15 protein-coding genes and 1 pseudogene are annotated in these 20832 nt (G+C 64.6%); 8 read left to right on the top strand and 8 right to left on the bottom strand.

The genetic code is table 11. The annotated features are described in order from the left end of the window. Positions 1-283: 283 nt before the first annotated feature. The 3 genes from BLV04_RS12695 to BLV04_RS12685 are packed head-to-tail and all read left to right on the top strand — an operon-like array spanning position 284 to position 4555. A complete protein-coding gene (locus BLV04_RS12695) occupies positions 284-1840 on the top strand; it encodes a metallophosphoesterase family protein (RefSeq protein ID WP_093032499.1) in 1557 nt (518 codons plus the stop codon). Continuing rightward, positions 1837-3546 carry a Na/Pi cotransporter family protein gene (locus BLV04_RS12690; protein ID WP_093032497.1) on the top strand — a complete coding sequence of 570 codons (1710 nt, stop codon included), beginning with the start codon at positions 1837-1839 and terminating at the stop codon, positions 3544-3546. Before BLV04_RS12695 ends, BLV04_RS12690 begins: the two co-directional genes overlap by 4 nt. A 16-nt stretch (positions 3547-3562) precedes the next feature. Then, the gene (locus BLV04_RS12685; protein ID WP_245731868.1) at positions 3563-4555 is read left to right on the top strand and encodes a 2OG-Fe(II) oxygenase; all 993 of its coding nucleotides are present in this window, start codon (positions 3563-3565) and stop codon (positions 4553-4555) included. Between the two features lie 116 nt (positions 4556-4671). Here the strand turns inward: BLV04_RS12685 and BLV04_RS12680 are convergent, their stop codons facing one another. Beyond that, positions 4672-6501, bottom strand: a complete 1830-nt coding sequence (locus BLV04_RS12680; RefSeq protein WP_093032489.1) for an ABC transporter transmembrane domain-containing protein — start codon at positions 6499-6501, stop codon at positions 4672-4674. A gap of 250 nt (positions 6502-6751) precedes the next feature. Between BLV04_RS12680 and BLV04_RS12675 the strand changes: the two genes are divergently transcribed. From BLV04_RS12675 to BLV04_RS25990, 3 genes and pseudogenes are all read left to right on the top strand, one after another. Further along, positions 6752-7183, top strand: a complete 432-nt coding sequence (locus BLV04_RS12675) for a CBS domain-containing protein (RefSeq protein WP_093032485.1) — start codon at positions 6752-6754, stop codon at positions 7181-7183. Positions 7184-7525: 342 nt separating this feature from the next. Continuing rightward, the gene (locus tag BLV04_RS12670) at positions 7526-8992 is read left to right on the top strand and encodes an alpha/beta hydrolase (RefSeq protein WP_175534615.1); all 1467 of its coding nucleotides are present in this window, start codon (positions 7526-7528) and stop codon (positions 8990-8992) included. 101 nt (positions 8993-9093) lie between these two features. Next, positions 9094-9873 (top strand): annotated as a pseudogene (locus tag BLV04_RS25990) (acyltransferase family protein); the annotation flags it as partial. A 57-nt stretch (positions 9874-9930) separates the two neighbouring features. Here the strand turns inward: BLV04_RS25990 and nudB are convergent. From nudB to BLV04_RS12650, 3 genes are all read right to left on the bottom strand, one after another. Beyond that, positions 9931-10377, bottom strand: a complete 447-nt coding sequence (gene nudB / locus BLV04_RS12660) for a dihydroneopterin triphosphate diphosphatase (protein WP_093032739.1) — start codon at positions 10375-10377, stop codon at positions 9931-9933. Between the two features lie 131 nt (positions 10378-10508). Next, positions 10509-12287, bottom strand: coding sequence for an aspartate--tRNA ligase (gene aspS / locus BLV04_RS12655; RefSeq protein ID WP_093032468.1), 1779 nt, complete (start codon positions 12285-12287; stop codon positions 10509-10511). 118 nt (positions 12288-12405) lie between these two features. Beyond that, a complete protein-coding gene (locus BLV04_RS12650; protein WP_093032467.1) occupies positions 12406-12759 on the bottom strand; it encodes an FmdB family zinc ribbon protein in 354 nt (117 codons plus the stop codon). 155 nt (positions 12760-12914) lie between these two features. Here BLV04_RS12650 and BLV04_RS12645 point away from each other — a divergent pair, with 155 nt between their 5' ends. Then, on the top strand, positions 12915-13769 hold the full coding sequence (locus tag BLV04_RS12645; protein WP_093032466.1) for an SDR family oxidoreductase: 855 nt from the start codon (positions 12915-12917) through the stop codon (positions 13767-13769). A gap of 442 nt (positions 13770-14211) precedes the next feature. On the opposite strand, the gene greA is transcribed toward BLV04_RS12645, so the two are convergent. The 4 genes from greA to trxC form a co-directional block, all read right to left on the bottom strand. Then, positions 14212-14688 carry a transcription elongation factor GreA gene (gene greA / locus BLV04_RS12640; RefSeq protein ID WP_093032465.1) on the bottom strand — a complete coding sequence of 159 codons (477 nt, stop codon included), beginning with the start codon at positions 14686-14688 and terminating at the stop codon, positions 14212-14214. Between the two features lie 131 nt (positions 14689-14819). Then, entirely contained in the window at positions 14820-18029 is a 3210-nt protein-coding gene (gene carB / locus BLV04_RS12635) for a carbamoyl-phosphate synthase large subunit (RefSeq protein ID WP_093032464.1), read from the bottom strand. A gap of 17 nt (positions 18030-18046) precedes the next feature. Then, complete coding sequence (gene carA, locus BLV04_RS12630; protein WP_093032461.1) at positions 18047-19192, bottom strand: glutamine-hydrolyzing carbamoyl-phosphate synthase small subunit; 1146 nt, start codon at positions 19190-19192, stop codon at positions 18047-18049. A gap of 199 nt (positions 19193-19391) precedes the next feature. After that, positions 19392-19826, bottom strand: a complete 435-nt coding sequence (gene trxC / locus BLV04_RS12625; RefSeq protein ID WP_093032459.1) for a thioredoxin TrxC — start codon at positions 19824-19826, stop codon at positions 19392-19394. Between the two features lie 125 nt (positions 19827-19951). Here trxC and trxA point away from each other — a divergent pair, with 125 nt between their 5' ends. Further along, complete coding sequence (trxA, locus tag BLV04_RS12620) at positions 19952-20812, top strand: thioredoxin (protein ID WP_093032457.1); 861 nt, start codon at positions 19952-19954, stop codon at positions 20810-20812. Positions 20813-20832: the final 20 nt, after the last annotated feature.

Here is a 20832-nt window from a genome sequence, read left to right as displayed (position 1 = left end):
AGAAACGCCGTGGAAAGCTCTGCTCATGGTCGTTGTCGTTGTCGTTGTCGTAATCGGATTCCGTACGAACACGACAACGACAACGACAACGACAACGACAACGACAACGAAAAATTCTGCGAAGGTTTGTTCAAGACTTGCAGCGCGAGGGACCCGTCCACGACACCTGCCGAGCGTTGCGCGGCCACCGCGCGGTTGATGCACATCGGCAGGAATGCGACGCTTGGGCCATCGAGCGGATCCTGCATCGCGCCTCAGACCCGGAGGGTCATTCAAACAGCCCATGTCGGACCCGAGCCACGCCAAGCGCAAAGGCTTCCTCAAACATTTTCGCGGTCTGATACGCGAGGCCGATCCCTGTGCCGACCTCGACCTTCGCGGCTCGCTCCGATTGGGCAAGTCGACGGTGAGGCTCCCGCCTCCCGCGCTGCCCCTGCAGATCCTCCTCGGCGGCGAGCACGGCTATCGGCTCCATCTCTATCCGGAGCCTGTGCTCGATGCGGAAGGCCGCTTCGAGCACCGCGGCAGCTATCTCCTGGTCGATCCCATGACCTATTTCTCCGATATCAGCGGATTCATCCGACTGAGCGAGGGCGAGACACTGAACGTGGGACGCGACGACCCGACGCAACGCCTGCTGCTGCGTTACCCGCGTGCCGTCGAGCCGCGGCACCTGCGTCTTAAGCTCTCGGCCGACGGACTGGCCATCAAGAACAAGTCCAGGGCGGCCGGCGTCTGTATCGCTCCCTTGGCCGCGACCGATCTCATGGAGCGCATGATGCGTTGGCGCCGCCTGGCGCTCGCGCGCCTGGCTCGGGTGCTCGGCGGACCGATCGAGCCCTTGGCGCGCGCGCCCGCCCTGGACCTGATCGAGCAGGTGATCGCGCTGATGGATCAGGAGCCCTATCGTGCGCTCAATCGTCTCGGCCAACCCGGCGGTCTCTTGATCCTGCCCGATCGCGCAACCCCCATCTTCGTCGGCGATCTGCGCGCCCGGATCGACAACCTGCTCGTCATCCTGACGCAGAACGCCTTTCTTCAGGCACTCGAAGAGGGCAGCGCCATCCTGATCATCCTAGGCAGCGCCGTTCATCCGGATCGACCCGAGCAGGCCGCCGAGATGGACAGCTCCATCCTGATGATGGATCTGATCTTTCGCCTCAAGCTGCGGTTTCCCGAACGGGTCTTCTATCTGCGGGGCCATCACGACAGCTTCTCCGAGGCAATCAGCTATGGCGGATTGCCGCAAGGATCCCTCTGGGAGGATGCACTGCATCAGACTCGGGGAGCGGTCTACCGGGATGCGATGCAGCGTTTCTATGCCCGCCTGCCCTTGGTGGCCGTCACCTCGCGCTACCTCGCCGCCCACGCCGCACCGCCGATCGAGGCCGAGGGATGGCAGACACTCGTGGATATCGACCGGCATCCGGAGCTGACCGACCGCGTTGCTCGGGTACGGCATCCCTCGGAGCCTGGCACGAGCAGCGCCTACGGGCGACGTGAGCTGAGCCGCATGTTCCGGCGGCTCGGCCTCGCGGAGAGCGCCGTCTGCGTGCTCGGGGGTCGCCCGGCGACTTCGGCCGGGCATCGCGCGCGAGACACCGAAGACCTCGAACGACATCGGCAGGTTTTCAGTGCCGATCCGCACTGGGTCGGCACCCTCACGCGCGCCCACAAGCGGCTGCTGCCGCTGTGCTATCCGGCCGAGCCCCTCCTGGAGGTCTACAACCGGCTTGTGCACAGCGCACGTGCGGGAAGCGCCCTGAGTCGCGGGCTCACGAGCCCCGTTGAGCCGACCCCGACTCAGCCGAAAGACGCCCCCGACGAGGTGCCGCGATGACCCCCGAGGTCACCGAGGCGATCACGCCGGCGATCCACTGGTGGGCGATGGCGATGAGTCTCTTCGGCGGTCTTGCACTCTTTCTCCACGGCATGGATCAGATGGCCGAGGCGCTCAAGGCGGTCGCCGGGGAGCGGATGAAGGACATCCTGGCCAAGCTGACCGCCAACCGCTTCATGGGCGCCCTCACCGGCGCGTTCGTGACGGCCGTCATCAACTCCTCTTCCGTGACGACGGTCTTGGTGGTGGGCTTCATCAGCGCCGGACTCATGACCCTGAGTCAATCTGTCGGCGTCATCATGGGCGCCAACATCGGCTCCACCATGACCGCGCAGCTGATCGCCTTTCAGATCACCGAGGCGGCCCTGCTGATGATCGGTATCGGCTTCCTGATGCAGTTTGCGTCCACGCAGGAGGCGATGTGCCAATACGGCGGCATCCTCATGGGTTTGGGTCTGGTGTTCTTCGGCATGAGCATCATGAGCGACGCGATGGTGCCGTTGCGGACCTACGAGCCCTTCCTGGACTTTGTCCGGAGGCTCGAGAATCCGGCGATCGGCATCCTGGTCGCCGCCGTCTTCACCGGCCTGATCCAATCCTCCGCCGCCACCATCGGCATCGCAATCGTCATGGCGAGCCAGGGTCTCATCAATCTCCCCACCGGGATCGCGCTCGCCCTCGGGGCCAATATCGGCACCTGCGTCACCGCGTTGCTGGCAGCCATCGGCAAACCGCGCGATGCGTTGCGAGCCGCCTTGGTGCACGTCATCTTCAACGTCTGCGGCGTGCTGATCTGGGTCGGCTTCATCGGACAACTTTCGGCCTTCACACAGCTGATTTCGCCCACCCATCCCGCCCTGACGGGTACCGCGCGACTCGCCGCCGAGGTCCCCCGGCAGATCGCCAATGCGCATACCTTGTTCAATGTCGCCAATACACTCCTCTTTATCGGCCTGACCACGCAGTTCGCGCGTCTCGTGCAGTGGCTGGTTCCGGACAAACCCCAGGGCGCAGAGGCACTCGTGGTGCGCGCAAAGTATCTGGACGAGGAGTTGATCTCCACGCCGTCGTTGGCGCTTGATCGTGTGCGCCTTGAGGTCCTCCACATGGGGGAGTGCGTCGACAAGATGATGTCGCGCATCATGCCGGCGATCCTCGGCGGCAACCGCCGCACGCTGCGCGAGATCGAGCTGATGGACAACGATGTCGACACCCTGCACGCCCAGATCATCACCTATCTGGGCAAGATCAGCCGTCTGTCGCTCACCGAGAAACAGACCGCGACCCTGATGCGCCTGATGGCGGCGGTGAACGATCTGGAGAATATCGGCGACGTCGTCGAAACCAACCTGATCGTCCTCGGCCGCGAGCGCATCGATGCGGGCGTCTCCATCAGTGTGCCGACCCGCCAGGTCCTCATGGGATTCCACCGGGTCGTGACACGCTCGGTCGCCGCCGCGGTCCAAGCCGTCGCACAGAACAACGAGCTGGCCGCGCGCACCGTGACCTCCATGAAACAGGAGATCCAACATATCGCCGACTCCGCGGCCATCCACCAAGCACAACGTCTCGTCGCGGAAGAACCGAATCGGATCCCCGCCTACACGATCGAGATCGACATCATCGAGAAGCTCAAGCGGATCTATTACTTTGCCAAACGGATGGCCAAGACGGTCGAAACGGACGAGGAGGAGAATGCGTCTTGACGGGAGCGGTTGCGTCTTGCCCGATGCCGACGTCGGCGGCGGGACCGCAGCCGAGCTGCACAGCGTAGGAGCTCAGCCGTTGCTCTTGCAACCTAATCACCACCATATCCCATTCCCCTTTTTTTGCGTGGGCTCCGCATTTTCCGAGGACCAGTGTGCTGTGCTGGAGGCCCTATTTCTGCAGACCAATGACTGGCAGCATCGGGACGGTGCGTTTTACCGGTGCTCTCTTTGCGACGTATCCGTGAAGATTCCGGTATCGTTTCAAGCCGAAATAGTCGCGAGAATGCGAGCGATGACCCGGCTGCCGCTCGTTGATCGTGTTGTTGTCACGGCTCAACGAATGCTGCCGGGACAAGTCATTGGCATACATAGTGACCGACCACTTTTGGGTTATGAGATTGCGCGACTGGTCGTGCAACTGAATAAAGAATGGCAACCTGATCACGGCGGCGTTCTGGAATTATTCGCATCGCCGGAGGGCAAAGCCGTTTTCACTGTTGATCCTGAATACAATACAGCCTTTGGCTTTGCGCTTCACGCGGAGTCATACCATGGGGTGACCGAGGTGACCCAGCCGCGCAAAACAGTGGTCTTCAATTTTTGGCATGTGGCGAACACGCCGGAGCTGGCTGCGTACGTCCAAGCCTTGTTTGCCGACCTTCATTTCTCGGAATTACCGGCGGCACTCGACCCTGTCGCCTCATCGGCAGAATCGACTCTGCCGGAGGAGACGACATTTCGTGCAGGCACAGCGGCGATTGCACTCCAGCGCTTGGGCTATGACGATGCAACCATCGTGACCGGGTACCGGCACAGCGCCGGGCTTGCTGTCTGCGATACGGGCGATGCAGAAACCGATGCAGCAGTCCTCCTCGCGGACTGGATGGCGTACTTGTATCGGGATTCGTTTGATCTGACTCGCTGGAACAGCTTGCGAAACAAACTTGATAGAGTGGAAGCGGTTTCGCGCCTCATGCCCGCATGGCAGCTTTGCCTGCCGGAATAAAGCGAGTCAACGGGTGCGTGGTCGGGTCATTTGATCGTGAGAATTTCATGAGGTACGCGACAACCGGTGCGATCGAGTGCGTTGTTCATCATCCCGGCCGGGGCGCGACCTCTCCATCACGGCAGCGCAAGCCGCAAGGCGGGCGGAGCCGGAACCGCAGTCGCAGCCGCATCCTGGAACTGAAGCGACGCCAGCCGCGCATAGAGCCCGTCCTCGGCCATCAGCTCTTCATGGCGCCCGCTCGCGACGATCCGACCCTGGTCCAGGACCAGGATGCGGTCGGCCGTGCGCACGGTCGCCAGCCGATGGGCGATGACGATACTGGTTCGACCCTGCATCAGGTGCTCCAAGGCCTCCTGCACCAGCCGCTCGCTCTCGGCATCCAAGGCGCTGGTCGCCTCGTCGAGCAACAGGAGGACCGGATTGCGCAGCACCGTGCGTGCGATGGCAATGCGCTGACGCTCACCGCCCGAGAGCCTGACCCCGCGCTCGCCCAGAAAGGTATCGAAGCCATGCGGTAGACGGTCGAGAAACTCGGCCGCGTGGGCGGCCTCGGCGGCACGGCGCACATCCGCATCGCTCGCGTCGGCGAGACCGTAACGGATGTTCTCCCAGGCGTTCGCGCCGAAGATGACCGGATCCTGCGGGACCAGCGACATGTGCCGGCGCAGCTCGGCGGGCGCCAGATCGCGCAGATCCACCCCGTCGAACCGCACCGCACCGGCGGCCGGATCGTAGAAGCGCAACAGCAGTTGAAAGAGGGTCGATTTTCCGGCGCCGGAGGGGCCGACCAGCGCCACCCGCTCGCCGGGCTCGATGACCAGGTCGAGGCGATCGAGTGCGGCCGTATCCGGGCGCGCCGGATAGACAAAGCGCACCGCATCGAACTCGACGCGCCCACGCGCCGGAGCCGGCAACGCCCTCGGCTCGGGCGGTGTGCGAATACTCGGCTCGGACTCCAACAACTCCATCAGGCGCTCGCTCGCACCCGCACCGCGCAGCAACTGGCCCATCAGCTCGCTCAGGGAGCCGACCGATCCGGCGACGACCACGGCGTAGAAGAGAAAGGCGGAGAGCTCGCCCCCGCTGATGGCGCCGGCCAGGACCTGCCGACCTCCGACCCAGAGCACGACCCCGATGGCGCCGAAGGTCAGGAGGGTCGACACCGCCGCCAGCAAGGCGCTGGTTTGGGAGCGCCGCGCCGCGACCTCGAAGGCGGATTCCACCTGCGTGCCGTAGCGCTCGCGGTCGATCGGCTCGTGACAGCAGGCCTGCACGGTGCGAATCCCGTGGATCACCTCGTCAACATAGGCCCCGACGTCTGCGATCCGGTCCTGGCTGTCGCGCGAGAGACGGCGCACCCGATGTCCCAAGAGCCAGGCCGGGAGGATCACGAAAGGCACGCCGAGCAGGACCAAGCCGGTCAGGGCCGGACTGGTGATCGCAAGCATGACGATGCCGCCGATCATCAGGAGGCCGGTGCGCAGCACCATCGCCAGGGTCGAGCCGACCACGACCTGCAGCAATGCGGTGTCGCTGGTCAGACGCGAGATCACCTCGCCGACGCGGGTCGTCTCGAAGAAGCCGACATCGAGCGACAACACCCGATCGAAGACGCTCTTGCGGATATCCGCGACCACCCGCTCGCCGATCCAATTGAGCAGATAGCTGCGCACCCCCACGGCGATGCCGGTCGCCAAGACCACGGTGAGAAACAGCATCAACGCCTGATCCAAGGCCTGCGCCGAGCCGCTGGTCAGGCCCGAATCCACCAGGGTACGAATCACCTGACCGAACGCGAGCACCGACCCGGCCGCGACGAAGAGGGCCACGAGCGCGCCCGCGAGCTGCCAGCCATAAGGCCGGGTGAAACCAAGCAGCCGCCGCAGCGCTCCAAGATTACGTGTACCGGGACGATCGTTCGGGGTGACGGCTTGCTCGCGCATAGGTCTGATCTCGTTGGGTCGGCAGCGGGGGATCCCCGCTCGATGTCAAAGGATTCGGCACCCGATCAGGCGCAGCCCGAGCGTTCGACTCGGCCACCGCATCTCCGATTCCGACTAGGCCCATCGGGTAGCCCTCTGCTAACCTCGGAGGAACCGAGTCGCGGTCGGCGACCGTGTCCGGACGGAGGCAGGGACCGCCGGCAACACAGCAGGAGTCGATTCCCCACCACCGAGGGAGCTCGAAGAGACGATGAAGACGATTCAACAACTACTCGGCGATAAAGGCTCGCAGGTTTGGTCGATCGGGCCCGATGCAAGCGTCTACGACGCGCTCGTGCTGATGGCGGAGAAGCAGATCGGCGCGCTCCTGGTCATGGACGACACCGGCATGATCGGTCTGATCTCGGAGCGCGACTACGCGCGCAGCGTCATCTTGAGGGGGCGCACATCCAAGGAGACGCACGTGTGCGACGTCATGACCAAGCGCGTGGTCTGCACCCAGCCGAATCAGAGCCTGGAAGAGGCGATGGCGCTGATGACGGAGAAGCGGGTTCGCCATCTCCCGGTCATCGTCGACGGCAAGGTCATCGGCCTCATTTCGATCGGCGATCTGATCAAATCCATCATCTCGGAGCACAAGTTCATCATCGAGCAGCTCGAGCACTATATCAGCAGCGGCTGATCCTTTCGTCGCACAACCCGTTGCCGAATCGCGTCTCGCACGCGCTTCGGCACTGAATCCGGAGTGCAGTGCCTGCGCAAGCCGACCTCTGCGCGCTAGCCGATTTGCCCGCAGATTGCCGCGGTGCTAGTGTCAGGGCGACTCCAACCCTGGTGCGGTGGCCTTACCTACTGCATGTCGACCGGACGCATCCAGCTTGCCGCACGACGAATGTCGAATGCGGCTGCGCGCGGAAGGCAAGGAGAAGCGCCGCGCCTGCATGGCCCGATGCCCTCATGAGAACGCGCGGCATAACGGCTCCGATTGTTCATGGAGGGACTGACCATGCGTCGATTCGCGACGATGTCCACTTCTGCACTGCTCGTCCTGGCGTGCTCCTTCGGCGTTTTAGCGAACGCATCGTCTGTGTCGGGCGGGCCCCTGACCTGGAACCTCTGCAGCGAGCCTGATTTCGAAGGCATTGAATGCGGAACCCTGATGGTTCCGAAGGACGATGAGGATCCCGGTGCCGGCACCTTCGACCTGGCTGTCGCACGCCTTCCGGCCACCGGCTCGCGAAGGGAGCGGGTTGGGTCACTGTTCTTCAATCCCGGGGGTCCGGGAGAGTCCGGAATCGATCTGATCGGCGAGATCGGTGGCGCGCTGGGCAGCGACCTGCGGCGGCACTTCGACTTGGTGGTCTGGGATCCGCGCGGCGTCGGGCGTTCGTCCGGGCTGTCCGAATGCGTCGGTGGCGAGTTTGCGCCGCCCGCGACCGGTCCGGTCAAATGGGCGGCAGTCCTGAACCAGATGCGACAGACGCAGGCGGCGGCAAATGCCGCGTGTGAAGCCATGTATCCGGACGTGGTGCCTTATATCAGCACCAACGCCACCGTCCGGGATCTCGAACGTCTCCGCGTCGCTGTCGGCGACAAAAAGCTCACCTACTGGGGAACGAGCTACGGCACGCGAATCGGCTATCTGTATGCGCATGCTTATCCCGAACGGGTCCGGGCGATGCTCTTGTCTTCGTCCGTCAACCCCAACGGTTCATGGCACAACTTCGTCGAAGGCGCCGGCACCTCGGCCGACTCTGCTCTGGGACTTCTGTTCGATGCCTACCCGGAATCAGCGGCTCACTATCGCTCGGCGTCGAGCAAACTGGTTGCACACACCCTGACCCTCCCTTCCGGTACTGTCTTCACGCAGTGGCATGCGCGTGCGATGTTGCTGGGATGGGCATCGAGCGAGAGCAACTATGCGACGGCTGCGTCATTCCTGGAGACGGTCGATGTCGCGGTGAACGGATCCGGTCGCGCACAAGCGGCAGCCGCCCTCGCCCTCGACAAGGTCATGGACTGGCCCACGCACTTTCCAATCCACGGGGGCGCGACGGCATTCATCGGCTGCCTGGACTACGCAGACCGAATCGACCCGATTGAGCAGGATCGAATCGCCCGACATCTGCGTGCAGAGGCGCCGATCACCGGCTGGTTCAACGCGCAGGCACTGTTCTACTGCCAAGGCATGACCGTGACACCGGACCCGGTGCCGGTCGACATCGGCAGCAACTGGCAAACGCCGATGCTCATCGTCGGCTCTACGAGAGACGCACTGACCCCTTATGGCTGGACCATCGACATGGCGCGGACCTTCCGCAACAGCCGCGTCGTCACCTACGTCGGGGCACAGCACACAGCATTCCTCGGCGCCGGCTCCCGGTGCGTCGACCAGTACGGGATCGACTACCTCGTCAGGCTCAAACGCCCGCAGATCGACGTGGCCTGCCCGAGTGTTCTCGCCGCGCCGAGGCGGCGGACGGCTCCCTGAGAGGACCGTCGCACGCTTGACAGAAAACAGGTTCTCATGCCGACATCCCAAGATTGAGCCGAATCAGACGCCGGGTTTCCAGGACCAGGGCGAATGAGGTGATGGCTCGGGAGGAACCACCCGGGATGATCGAGTCTCACCGCTACCGCTCCGACATCGACGGCCTGCCTGGGCTTGCGATCGCGCCGGTCGTCTTGTACCACGTGGGCATTCCGGGGTTCGGCGGCGGTTTCATCGGGGTCGATGTCTTCTTCGTGATCTCCGGCTATCTGATCACCTCGATCATCGAGCGCGAGATCCGCGAGGGTCGGTTCTCCCTGCAGGGATTCTACGAGCGGCGCATCCGGCGCATCCTACCGGCGTTGTTTGCGATGCTGTCGGTCTCCGCACTGGCGGCATACCTGATTCTCTACCCCGCCTAGGCCCAGAGGTTCGCGCGGTCCCTGATCGCAGCGACCCTGTTTGTCTCGAGCATCCTGTTTCAGCGCGAGGTCGGCTATTTCGACCAGGAGGCCGAGCTCAAGCCGATCCTGCATACCTGGTCGCTCTCGGTGGAGGAGATCTTCTACATCCTCTATCCGTTGGTTCTGTGGCTCGCCTGGCGCCGGTTTCGCGGTCGCCAGGCGGCGCTCGTCGCCGGGATTGCGGCGCTGTCCTTTGCCGCGACGGCCATCGCCTTGTGGATCGACAGGCAATCCACCGCGGCTTTTTTCCTGCCGCATTTTCGCGCTTGGGAGCTGCTGATCGGCGCACTCGTGGCACTGGGCCTTCTGCATCTGCCGAAGGGTCGTGCCTTCGCCGCCGTCATCTCGATCGTCGGTCTGTCGATGATCGTCGTACCCGTCTATGCCTATTCGCAGACCACGACCTTTCCGGGCGTCGTTGCGCCCGCTGTTTGCGCCGCTGCTCGATGTTTCGGAGCCGTAGGAGGAGCGACGCTAGCGGGCGAGCCCGGAGAGCGCCCGGATCGCGTCGCGATTGGTCCAGGAGCTCGCCAGAGCTTGGGCCGGCAAGGCCCGAAGCCAACGGTATTCGACATGCTCCCGCGGATTGAGCCGGATCAGGCGCCGGGTCTCCAGAACCAGTGCGAACCAGTATTCGCGATTGAAGCAGACGTTGGGGGCATAGCGTTTCCGCCAGGCGCGGATGATGGGGAAAAGTGCGGAATGATGCAGATCGATCAGCGCGCCGCCCGCAAGCAGACCGGTTTCCTCGTAAAGCTCGCGTGCCGCGGCATGGCGCGGCGTCTCGCCGGGGGCGAGGCTCCCGGTGACCGACTGCCAAAAGCCGGCCGGGCGGGTCCGCCTCAGGAGCAGGAATTCGCCGCCCCGGGTGCAGATGACCACGAGAACCGACTGAGGACGCTTGCGTGTTTCATCGGTCATGGACGCCTGCTCCGGAACCTCGTCACCGCCCTCGGAGCCCGACGGCCCGATCGGATCGGCCATTGACCGAGCCAAGGGACCGCCGCCCTGACCGTCCATCATCGCCGTAGACTCCACGGGCATCACGGGCTTTAGGCCCGCAGCCTGATCCGCAACGCAAGCTCCTTGAGCTGGTTCTCGTCCACGGGCGACGGGGCATCGGTGAGCAGACAGGCGGCACTCTGGGTCTTGGGGAAGGCCATGACGTCGCGGATCGAGGTCGCGCCGGTCATGAGCATCACCAGACGATCCAGACCGAAGGCGATGCCGCCGTGCGGCGGGCAACCGAAACGCAGCGCCTTGAGCAGGAAGCCGAAACGGTCCTCGGCCTGCTCGTCGGTGATGGCCAGCAGCTTGAAGACCTGCCGCTGGACCGCATCGCGATGGATACGGATAGAGCCGCCGCCGATCTCGGTGCCGTTCAGGACCATGTCGTAGGCGCGCGACAGACAGGCGCCCGGATCGCTTTGCAGCAGATCCAACTGCTCCTCCTTCGGCGCCGTGAAGGGATGGTGCAGGGCCACCCAGCGCTGATTGACGGCATCGCGCTCGAACATCGGAAAGTCCACAACCCAAACCGGATGCCAGCCCTCGGCGAGCAAGCCGCGGTCCTGACCGAGCCGCACCCGCAGCGCACCCATCGACTCGTTGACCACCGTGGTCTTGTCGGCGCCGAAGAAGATGAGATCCCCGTCGACGGCCTCGGTGCGGGCCATGATGGCGTCGACCGCACCGTCGGGCAGGAACTTGAGGATCGGCGACTGCAGGCCCTCGCGTCCCTTCTCCGCCCAGGCATTGACCTTGATGTAGGCTAGACCGCGCGCACCGTAGATGCCGACGAACTGGGTGTAGCCGTCGATCTCTTTACGCGAGAGCTCGCCGCCGCGCGGCAGACGCAGGGCAACCACGCGGCCCTCCGGGTCCTGTGCCGGCTCGGCGAAGACCTTGAAGTCGACCCCGGTCATCAGATCGCCGACATCGATCAGCTCCAGCGGCACGCGCAGGTCCGGGCGATCCGAGCCGAAGCGGCGCATCGCCTCGGCGTAGGTCAGACGCGGGAAGGGATCGGGCAGCTCGACACCCTGCACGTCGCGGAAGAGCGTGCGGATCATGGTCTCCATGATCGCCATCAACTCGTCCTCGGTCATGAAGGAGACCTCGATGTCGAGCTGGGTGAACTCGGGCTGGCGATCGGCGCGCAGATCCTCGTCCCGGAAGCAGCGAGCGATCTGATAGTAGCGATCCATGCCGGACATCATCAGCAGCTGCTTGAAGAGCTGCGGTGACTGGGGCAGCGCGAAGAACTCGCCCGGATGGGTGCGGCTGGGCACCAGATAGTCGCGCGCGCCCTCGGGCGTGGACTTGGTCAGGATCGGGGTTTCGATATCCAGAAAACCCTGCGCGTCGAGGAAGTAGCGCATCGCCTGTGTCACCCGACTGCGGGTGCGCAGCCGCGCCTGCATCTCGGGGCGGCGCAGATCCAGATAACGGTAGCGCAGACGCAGCTCCTCGGAGGCGTCGGCGCCGTGCTCGTCGAGCTGGATCGGCGGGGTCTCGGAGACGTTGAGGATCTCCAGATCCAGACCCAGCACCTCGATCTCGCCGGTCGGCAGATCCGGGTTGACGGTTCCCGCCGGACGCGCGCGCACCCGGCCCGTGACCTTGAGCACGTACTCGCTGCGGGCCTGCTCGGCGCGGGCGAAGATCTCGGGGCGATCCGGATCGAAGACGATCTGCACCAGACCTTCGCGGTCACGCAGATCGATGAAGATCACGCCGCCATGATCCCGACGCCGATGCACCCACCCGCACAACACGACCTCTTGGCCCTCGTGGCGGCTGTTCAGTTCTCCACAGTACTGCGTGCGCATCGTCGTCTCGCCTCGTGTCTTCGCGTCGTCAAATCCGGTATCGAGCGACGCAACAGCGCGTCGCTCGATGAGGTTTATTGCGTGATGGGGTGGGGAAAGGTCGGTCGCCGCGTCCGGCTCAAGCCGCGGGCTTTTTTTCGACCGGCTTCGGCTTGGGCTTCGGCGCGGCGCTCGCATCCGGCTTCGCCGTCGTGGTGCTGCCCTTGTCGCCAGAGCCGGACCCGGAAGCCGCACTGTCACCCGACTTAGCCTCCTTCTTCTCGCCGCTGTCGTGCAGATTCTTTTGGTTCGACTTCTTGAAGTCGGTCTCGTACCAACCGCCGCCCTTCAACCTGAAGGCAGCCGCGGAGATCTGTTTGCGCAGCGTCGGCTGGCCGCACGCGGGGCAGTCGACCAGGGGCGGATCGCTGATCTTCTGAATCTGCTCAAGCTCATGACCGCAGGCCTCGCAGCGGTACTCGTAGATCGGCATCGTTCGTTCCTCGACAAAAGCAAGCTGGCGCCAATTATCAGGCGTTTCAGAGAGAATGGATACCGCACGGCGCTGGCCGGCGCAGCGGCGACGACCGCCTCGCGGCCGTTCTCGTGCTAAATTAAACCCATCATGGCCGAGTCGACTCTAAATTGATGATGTCTCCCGGCAAGCGATCGATCCTCATGACGGGCTGCTCCAGCGGCATCGGGCTTACCTGCGCGCTCGGTCTGGCTCAACGCGACTGGCTGGTGATCGCATCCGCGCGAAAGTCCGAGGACGTGTCCCGTCTGAAGGAACAGGGTCTCACGGCGGTCCAACTCGACCTGGACGACCCCGAGAGTATCGCGAATGCCCTCGCGCAGACCCTGGACATCACCGGCGGACGACTCGACGCGCTCTTCAACAACGGCGCCTACGGACAACCGGGCGCGGTCGAGGATCTGACCCGAGAGGTGCTGCGCGCCCAGCTGGAGACGAACCTGCTGGGCTGGCACGACCTCACGTGCCGCGTCATCCCAGTCATGCGCAAGCAAGGGCATGGGCGAATCGTTCAAAACAGCTCGATCCTGGGATTGATCCCGCTCCCCTTTCGTGGCGCCTATGTCGCGAGCAAGTACGCGTTGGAAGGGCTCACGAATACCCTGCGTCTGGAGCTACGCGGCAGCGGCATCTCGGTCTCCCTGATCGAGCCCGGCCCCATCCTGAGTCGCTTTCGCGAGAATGCCTACGCCGCCTTGAAGGCGAACATCGACACCGAGCACAGTGTCCATCACGCAGCCTACGCGCGTGCGCAGCTGCGACTCACCAAGGCAGGCGCCGCTCAGCCCTTCACGCTCCCGCCCGAGGCCGTATTGAAGAAGCTCATCCATGCCCTGGAGAGCCCACGCCCGCGGATTCGCTATGCGGTCACCTTTCCCACTCACCTCTTCGGCGTGCTCACCCGGATCCTGCCCGACAGCGCTCTTGATTGGGTCATCGCGCGCATCTCACGCGGCGGCGCCGGGTAGGCACGACAGCCGCCGGCATGGCCCACGCCTGCGCACCGCCTAGAATGGTGAGTGCTTCACGCTGCGAGGGCCGTAGGTTGCGCCGAGCCGTGCGAGGCACAACCAACCATCGGTGGCTGTTGTGCTTCCTATCGTCAGCACAACCTCGGCCTATTCCCGGAAAAGAACGCCCGGCGGACCTCGCTTTCACGACCGGCCGAAGCGCGTTCAGCGCGGTTCCCGAGATCGTCGCGTTGAGCGCAACCCCGTCGGCCGTCAGGACGGTGGAAGAGGACGACTGCAAGTCGTCTATCCCGGGCACCGCTTCGCGACGCCTGGCTACTCCGGAAATCACCTCAGTGATATCCAAAAAACATCCGTTTAAACCGCGTCCCGCCGGCGAGGCAGAGATTAGCCGAAGCCAAACTCACCACCTACCATCGCACATCCCGCCGAACGCGGTTTAAACGTAACGCACCTCCAGAATCTCGAACTCCCGCACCCCGCCCGGCACCTGCACCGAGGTCACATCGCCCTCGCTCTTGCCGATCAGACAGCGGGCAATGGGCGAGCCGACCGAGATCTTGCCCTGCTTCAGATCCGCTTCGTCCTCGCCGACGATCTGAAAGGTATGCTCGACATCCTTATCCAGCTCAAGGACCTGCACGGTCGCGCCGAAGACGACCCGGCCGCTGGCGGCGAGCTGCGTCACGTCGATGATCTGGGCGTTCGCGAGCTTGCCCTCGATGTCCTGAATACGCCCTTCGACGAAACCCTGCTGCTCGCGCGCGGCATGGTACTCGGCGTTCTCCTTCAGATCGCCGTGTGCGCGCGCCTCGGCGATCGCCTCGATGATCCGGGGGCGCTCGATGCGCTTGAGCCGCTCGAGCTCTTCGCGCAATTTCTCAGCGCCTCCGACGGTCAGAGGGACCTGATTCATGGGTGATTTCCTCGTCTGGATGCACCGCCTTCGTCACGGTCGCGGATCGGGCCGGAGGCCCTCGGCGGGTCGGATCTTAGGGGTGTCGCATAGAAAAAATCGCGGGCGCCGAAGGGCGCCCGCGAGATCGGTCAGGACAAATCTTGTAACCGATTGACGCTCAGAATGTCCAGCTGTTTCAGTGCCAGACAGGTCGCCTCGGCGCCCGAGATGGTCGTGGTGTAGCTGACCTTGTGTTGGAGCGCGGAACGGCGGATCGCCGCGGAATCGGCGATGGCTTGTGAGCCCTCGGTCGTGTTGACGATGAAGCTGACGTCGTTGTTTTTGATCATGTCGACGACATGCGGGCGCCCTTCGGCGACCTTGTTGACGCCGATACAGTCGAGACCGGCGTCGCGCAAGGACTGAGCGGTTCCGTGGGTGCCGTAAAGGGTAAAGCCGAAGCCGACGAGGTCGCGCGCGACGCGAATCAGGCGCGCGCGGTCCGCCAAGCGAACGCTCAACAGCGCCGCTCCGCCGAGTCGCGGCAGGAGCGTTCCCGCCCCTTCCTGCGCCTTGGCATAGGCCTCGCCGAAGGACTCGCCGACACCCATGACCTCGCCGGTGGACTTCATCTCGGGGCCGAGCTGGGTGTCCACGCCCGGGAACTTGATGAAGGGGAAGACGGCTTCCTTCACGAAATAATGTTTGGGCATGCGCTCGCGACGCAGACCCTGCTCGGCGAGCGTCTTGCCGACCATGCAGCGCGCGGCCACCTTTGCGAGCGGCAGGCCGATCGCCTTGGAGACGAAGGGGACGGTGCGCGAGGCGCGCGGATTGACCTCGAGGATGTAGACATCCTCGCCCTTGACGGCGAACTGCGCATTCATCAAACCGACGACCTTGAGCGCGTGCGCCATCTGCGCCATCTGCTCGCGCATCCGGTCCTGGATCGACGGGGACAGGGTATAGGGCGGCAGCGAGCAGGCCGAATCGCCCGAGTGCACGCCGGCCTGCTCGATGTGCTCCATGATGCCGCCGATCAGCACGTCCTTGCCGTCGCAGATGGCATCGATGTCGACCTCGATCGCGTCGTCGAGGAAGCGATCGAGCAGGACCGGGGATTCGTTGGAGACCCGTACCGCTTCGCGCATATAGCGGTTCAGCTCGGACTCGTCGTAGACGATCTCCATCGCCCGCCCGCCAAGCACGTAGGAGGGACGCACCACCAGCGGATAGCCGATCCGGGCCGCCCGCTCGATCGCCTCGGCCTCGCTGCGCGCGGTTGCGTTCGGCGGCTGGCGAATCCCCAGCTCCTGGATCATCTGCTGGAAACGCTCGCGGTCCTCGGCCAGATCGATGCTGTCCGGACTGGTGCCGATGATGGGCACGCCGGCGGCTTCCAGATCGCGCGCGAGCTTCAAGGGAGTCTGACCGCCGTACTGGACGATGACGCCGAGCGGCTTCTCCTTGGCGACGATCTCGAGCACGTCCTCCAGGGTCAGCGGCTCGAAATAGAGCCGGTCGGAGGTGTCGTAATCGGTCGAGACGGTCTCGGGGTTGCAGTTGACCATGATGGTCTCGTAACCGTCGTCGCGCAGGGCGAAGGCGGCGTGGACACAGCAATAGTCGAACTCGATGCCCTGGCCGATGCGGTTCGGACCGCCGCCCAGGACCATGATCTTCTCCCGATCGCTCGGCTCGGCCTCGCACTCCTCCTCGTAGGTGGAATAGAGATAGGCCGTGCTGGAGGCGAACTCGGCCGCGCAGGTGTCCACGCGCTTGTAGACCGGCCGCAGACCCTGCCCGTGGCGCAGCGCCCGGATCTCATGCTCGGTGGTGCCGACCAGGTGGCCGATCCGCCGGTCCGAGAAACCCTTGCGCTTGAGCAGACGCAGAGACTCGCGGCCCAAGGCTTCGTGCCCGGCGGTGCGCACGTGCGCCTCGGTATGCACCAGATCCTCGACCTGGGCGAGAAACCAAGGGTCGATCTTGGACAGCTCGTGGATCTCCTCCAGGCTCATCCCCAGACGGAAGGCATCGGCGAGATAGAAGATCCTCTCGGCCCCGGTCTGGCGCAGCTCATGTCGGACGCGCTTGGCCGCATCCGGCTCACGCGGATCGACGATCTCCTCGAGACCGTAGCGGTCGATCTCGAGACCGCGCAGGGCCTTTTGAAGCGACTCCTGGAAGGTGCGGCCGATCGCCATCACCTCGCCGACCGACTTCATCTGGGTGGTCAAACGCGCGTCGGCCTGCGGGAACTTCTCGAAGGCGAAGCGCGGGATCTTGGTGACGACATAGTCGATGCTGGGCTCGAAAGAGGCCGGCGTCGTCCCGCCGGTGATCTCGTTGCGCAGCTCGTCGAGCGTGTAGCCGACCGCCAGCTTGGCCGCGACCTTGGCGATCGGAAAACCGGTCGCCTTGGAGGCGAGCGCCGAGGAGCGCGACACCCGCGGGTTCATCTCGATGATGATCATGCGACCGTCGGCCGGATTGATCGCGAACTGCACGTTCGACCCACCCGTATCCACCCCGATCTCGCGCAGCACCGCGATCGAGGCGTCGCGCATGATCTGGTATTCCTTGTCCGTCAGGGTCTGAGCCGGCGCGACCGTGATGGAGTCGCCGGTGTGCACGCCCATCGGGTCGAAATTCTCGATCGAGCAGATGATGATGCAGTTGTCCGCACGGTCGCGGACTACCTCCATCTCGAACTCCTTCCAGCCCAGCGCCGACTCCTCGATCAGCAGCTCCTTGGTCGGCGAGAGGTCGAGCCCGCGCCGGCAGATCTCCTCGAACTCCTCCTGGTTGTAGGCAATGCCGCCGCCGCTTCCGCCCATCGTGAAGGACGGGCGGATGATGGTCGGAAAGCCGATCGAGGCCTGGACCTGGATCGCCTCTTCCAGGCTGTGCGCAATCGCAGAGCGCGGCATGTCCAGCCCGATCTTGCGCATCGCCTTACGGAAAAGGTCGCGGTCCTCGGCCTTGTCGATCGCCTCGCGCGAGGCGCCGATCAACTCGACGCCGAAGCGCTCGAGCACGCCCTCGCGCACCAGATCGAGCGCGCAGTTGAGCGCCGTCTGCCCGCCCATGGTCGGCAGAAGCGCATCCGGGCGCTCGCGCTCGATGATGGCCGAGACCGCGCGCCAGGTGACCGGCTCGATGTAGGTCGCGTCCGCCATCTCGGGGTCGGTCATGATGGTGGCGGGATTGGAGTTCACCAGGATGACCCGGTAACCCTCCTCGCGCAGCGCCTTGCAGGCTTGCGCGCCGGAGTAGTCGAACTCGCACGCCTGACCGATCACGATTGGCCCGGAGCCGATGATCAGGATGCTGGAGATGTCGGTACGCTTAGGCATGGGGATTCATTCGCCGGTTAGGCCTTGCGGGCGCGCATGAGCTCGATGAAACGATCGAAGAGCGGTGCGAGATCATGGGGACCCGGACTGGCCTCGGGGTGACCCTGGAATCCGAATGCCGGGCGATCCCGATGCCGGATGCCCTGCAGACTGCCGTCGAACAAGGAGCGATGGGTGGCCTCGACCGTCGGGGGCAGACTGTCCTCGTCGACCGCGAAGCCGTGGTTCTGGCTGCTGATCATGACCTCGCCGGTGGCGAGATCCTGCACCGGGTGATTGGCGCCGTGATGGCCGAACTTCATCTTCAGCGTGCGCGCGCCGCAGGCGAGACCCAGCAGCTGGTGGCCGAGACAGATGCCGAAGAGCGGTATGTCGGTGTCCAGCAGCTCGCGGATCGCCTCGATCGCATAGTCGCAGGGCTCCGGATCGCCCGGGCCGTTGGACAGAAACACCCCGTCCGGCTTCAGACCCAGTACCGTGGTCGCCGGCATGTGCGCGGGGACGACCGTGACGTGACAGCCGCGCGAGGCGAGCATCCGCAGGATGTTGCGCTTGATACCGTAGTCGTAGGCGACCACATGGAAGGGCAGACGATCCCCGACCGGATGAATGGACTCGGGATGTCCTTCGCCCAGGACCCAGACGCCTTGGGTCCAGGAATAGGTCTCGGAGGTCGAGGCATGTTGAGCCAGATCCATCCCCTTGAGGCCCGGAAAACCCTGTGCGGCGCGCAGAGCCGCCGCCTCGTCGATCCCCTGGCCGGCCTGAAGACAGCCGTTCTGGGCGCCCTTCTCGCGCAGCAGACGGGTCAGACGCCGGGTGTCGATATCGGCGATGCCGACGATGCCCTGACGCCGCAGATAGGCGTCGAGACGCTCGGTCATGCGAAAGTTGCTGGGCAGGATCGGCAGGTCGCGGATGATGAGACCGGCGGCCTGAACGCGGTCGGACTCCTCGTCCTCCGGGTTGGTCCCGACATTGCCGATGTGGGGGTAGGTCAGGGTGACGAGCTGTCGCAGATACGAGGGATCGGTGAGGATCTCCTGATATCCGGACATGGCGGTGTTGAACACCACCTCGCCGACGCTCGATCCATCGGCGCCGATCGACGTTCCCCGGAAGACGGAGCCGTCCTCCAGCACGAGTACCGCGGGTTTGCTCAAGGGTTTCTCCGATCCGGGCGGGGGGCGTGCAACGGCCGCGACGCGAACGAGTGTAACGGCGCAATGACGCCTGGGCGGGCACACAGGCACCGCCCTGACCGGCTGGAATTCTAAAGAAGCGGCGCTCGAGTGTCCATGCGAAGCGCGATGGGCTAGCCGTCCGACAAGACGAGCCCGTCTCGGCCAGGCGTCGCCCAAGCTACATTGCCTGCCGCGCCCAGGCGATGATCCCGTTGGTGTCCATCGCCCCGGCCGTGCGTGCGACCTCCGCACCCCCGCGGAATAGCGCCAGGGTCGGAATGCTGCGGATGCCGAACCGCGCAGCCAGGGCCTGCGCCTCCTCGGTGTTGACCTTGATCAGACGCAGGTTCGGCTCAAGCCGACCGGCGGCGGCCTCGAAGGCCGGTGCCATCATCCGGCAGGGTCCGCACCAGGGCGCCCAGAAATCCACCAAGAGCGGCAGATCGCTGCGCGAGAGATGACGCGCAAAGCGGGACTCGTCCAACGCCAGCGGCTGGCCGAGGAACAGCGGACCGTGACACTTGCCACATTTCGCGGCGGCACCGAGACGCTCCCGAGGGACCCGGTTGACCGCATCGCAGGCGGGGCAGACAACGTGAAGCGATTCGGACATGGCGATGACTCCTTGCGGTTGTTTCCGGAGACCCGGCTCGATCGGCTTGAATCGACCTCATCCGACAGCTATGTTCGACGGTTAGATCCACGCCATCCGATCCGTCTTTAAGGAGTGTCCCGATCATGGCCGATTCACCATACATTGTGACCGTCACGGCGGAGAATTTTCAGTCGGTCGTCTTGGAGGGTTCGTTCGAGCGTCCCGTCCTGGTCGACTTCTGGGCCGACTGGTGCGCGCCCTGCCGCATGCTGATGCCCATCCTCGCCAATCTGGCCGCCGAGTATCGCGGGCGATTCATTCTGGCCAAGGTCAACACCGAAGAGCAACAGGCGCTGGCCGCCGAGTTCGGGATCCGCAGCCTCCCGACGGTGCAGCTGTTCAAGTCCGGGCGACCCGTGGATCAGTTCATGGGCGCCCTTCCCGAGAGTCAGATCCGCGAGTTCCTCGACCGGCACATCCCGCGTGCATCCGACGGGCTTTTGGCACAGGCGCAGGGGCTTCTGGTCGCGGGCGATCTCGCGGGTGCACGGGCCTTGATCGACCGGGCACGGGAGGCGGATCCGGAGAATGCCCGCCTTGCACTCGCCGAGCTTCAACTCTTGGCGGCGCAGGGCGAGATCGCCGAGGCGCAGGCGGCAATCGACAAGCTCCCGATCGAGCTCGCAGGGGAGCCCGAGGTCTTGGCGCTGCGCGGGCAGCTGCGGTTCGCGACGGCACTCGAAGACGCTCCACCAGAGCCGGATCTGATCGCGCGACTCTCGGACGATCCCAAGGACAGCCTGGCCCGCTACCAGCTCGCCGCACACCAGGTCTTGCGCGGTGATTATGCGTCGGCGCTCGAAAATCTCTTGACCCTCATGAAACGCGACCGCGCCTTTCAGGAAGACGCCGCGCGCAAAGGGATGCTGGCGATCTTCGATCTGCTCGGCGGCGGCGACCTGGTCGCGGGGTATCGCGCCAAGATGATGAATGCACTGTACTGAGTCGCGTCTCGAGCGATCCT

Source organism: Thiocapsa roseopersicina (genome assembly GCF_900106925.1).
In the GTDB taxonomy this organism is placed as follows: domain Bacteria; phylum Pseudomonadota; class Gammaproteobacteria; order Chromatiales; family Chromatiaceae; genus Thiocapsa; species Thiocapsa roseopersicina.
This window is presented reverse-complemented; position numbering and strand designations above follow the sequence as displayed.

Bases quoted from the DNA above. Each gene is read 5' to 3' on its own strand.
- trxC (WP_093032459.1), bottom strand. From the start codon at position 19,826: ATGTCCGAATCGCTTCACGTTGTCTGCCCCGCCTGCGATGCGGTCAAC.
- BLV04_RS12675 (WP_093032485.1), top strand. From the start codon at position 6,752: ATGAAGACGATTCAACAACTACTCGGCGATAAAGGCTCGCAGGTTTGG.
- BLV04_RS12680 (WP_093032489.1), bottom strand. From the start codon at position 6,501: ATGCGCGAGCAAGCCGTCACCCCGAACGATCGTCCCGGTACACGTAAT.
- BLV04_RS12695 (WP_093032499.1), top strand. From the start codon at position 284: ATGTCGGACCCGAGCCACGCCAAGCGCAAAGGCTTCCTCAAACATTTT.
- BLV04_RS12650 (WP_093032467.1), bottom strand. From the start codon at position 12,759: ATGCCGATCTACGAGTACCGCTGCGAGGCCTGCGGTCATGAGCTTGAG.
- BLV04_RS12645 (WP_093032466.1), top strand. From the start codon at position 12,915: ATGATGTCTCCCGGCAAGCGATCGATCCTCATGACGGGCTGCTCCAGC.
- carB (WP_093032464.1), bottom strand. From the start codon at position 18,029: ATGCCTAAGCGTACCGACATCTCCAGCATCCTGATCATCGGCTCCGGG.
- BLV04_RS12690 (WP_093032497.1), top strand. From the start codon at position 1,837: ATGACCCCCGAGGTCACCGAGGCGATCACGCCGGCGATCCACTGGTGG.
- greA (WP_093032465.1), bottom strand. From the start codon at position 14,688: ATGAATCAGGTCCCTCTGACCGTCGGAGGCGCTGAGAAATTGCGCGAA.
- aspS (WP_093032468.1), bottom strand. From the start codon at position 12,287: ATGCGCACGCAGTACTGTGGAGAACTGAACAGCCGCCACGAGGGCCAA.
- nudB (WP_093032739.1), bottom strand. From the start codon at position 10,377: ATGACCGATGAAACACGCAAGCGTCCTCAGTCGGTTCTCGTGGTCATC.
- trxA (WP_093032457.1), top strand. From the start codon at position 19,952: ATGGCCGATTCACCATACATTGTGACCGTCACGGCGGAGAATTTTCAG.
- BLV04_RS12670 (WP_175534615.1), top strand. From the start codon at position 7,526: ATGTCCACTTCTGCACTGCTCGTCCTGGCGTGCTCCTTCGGCGTTTTA.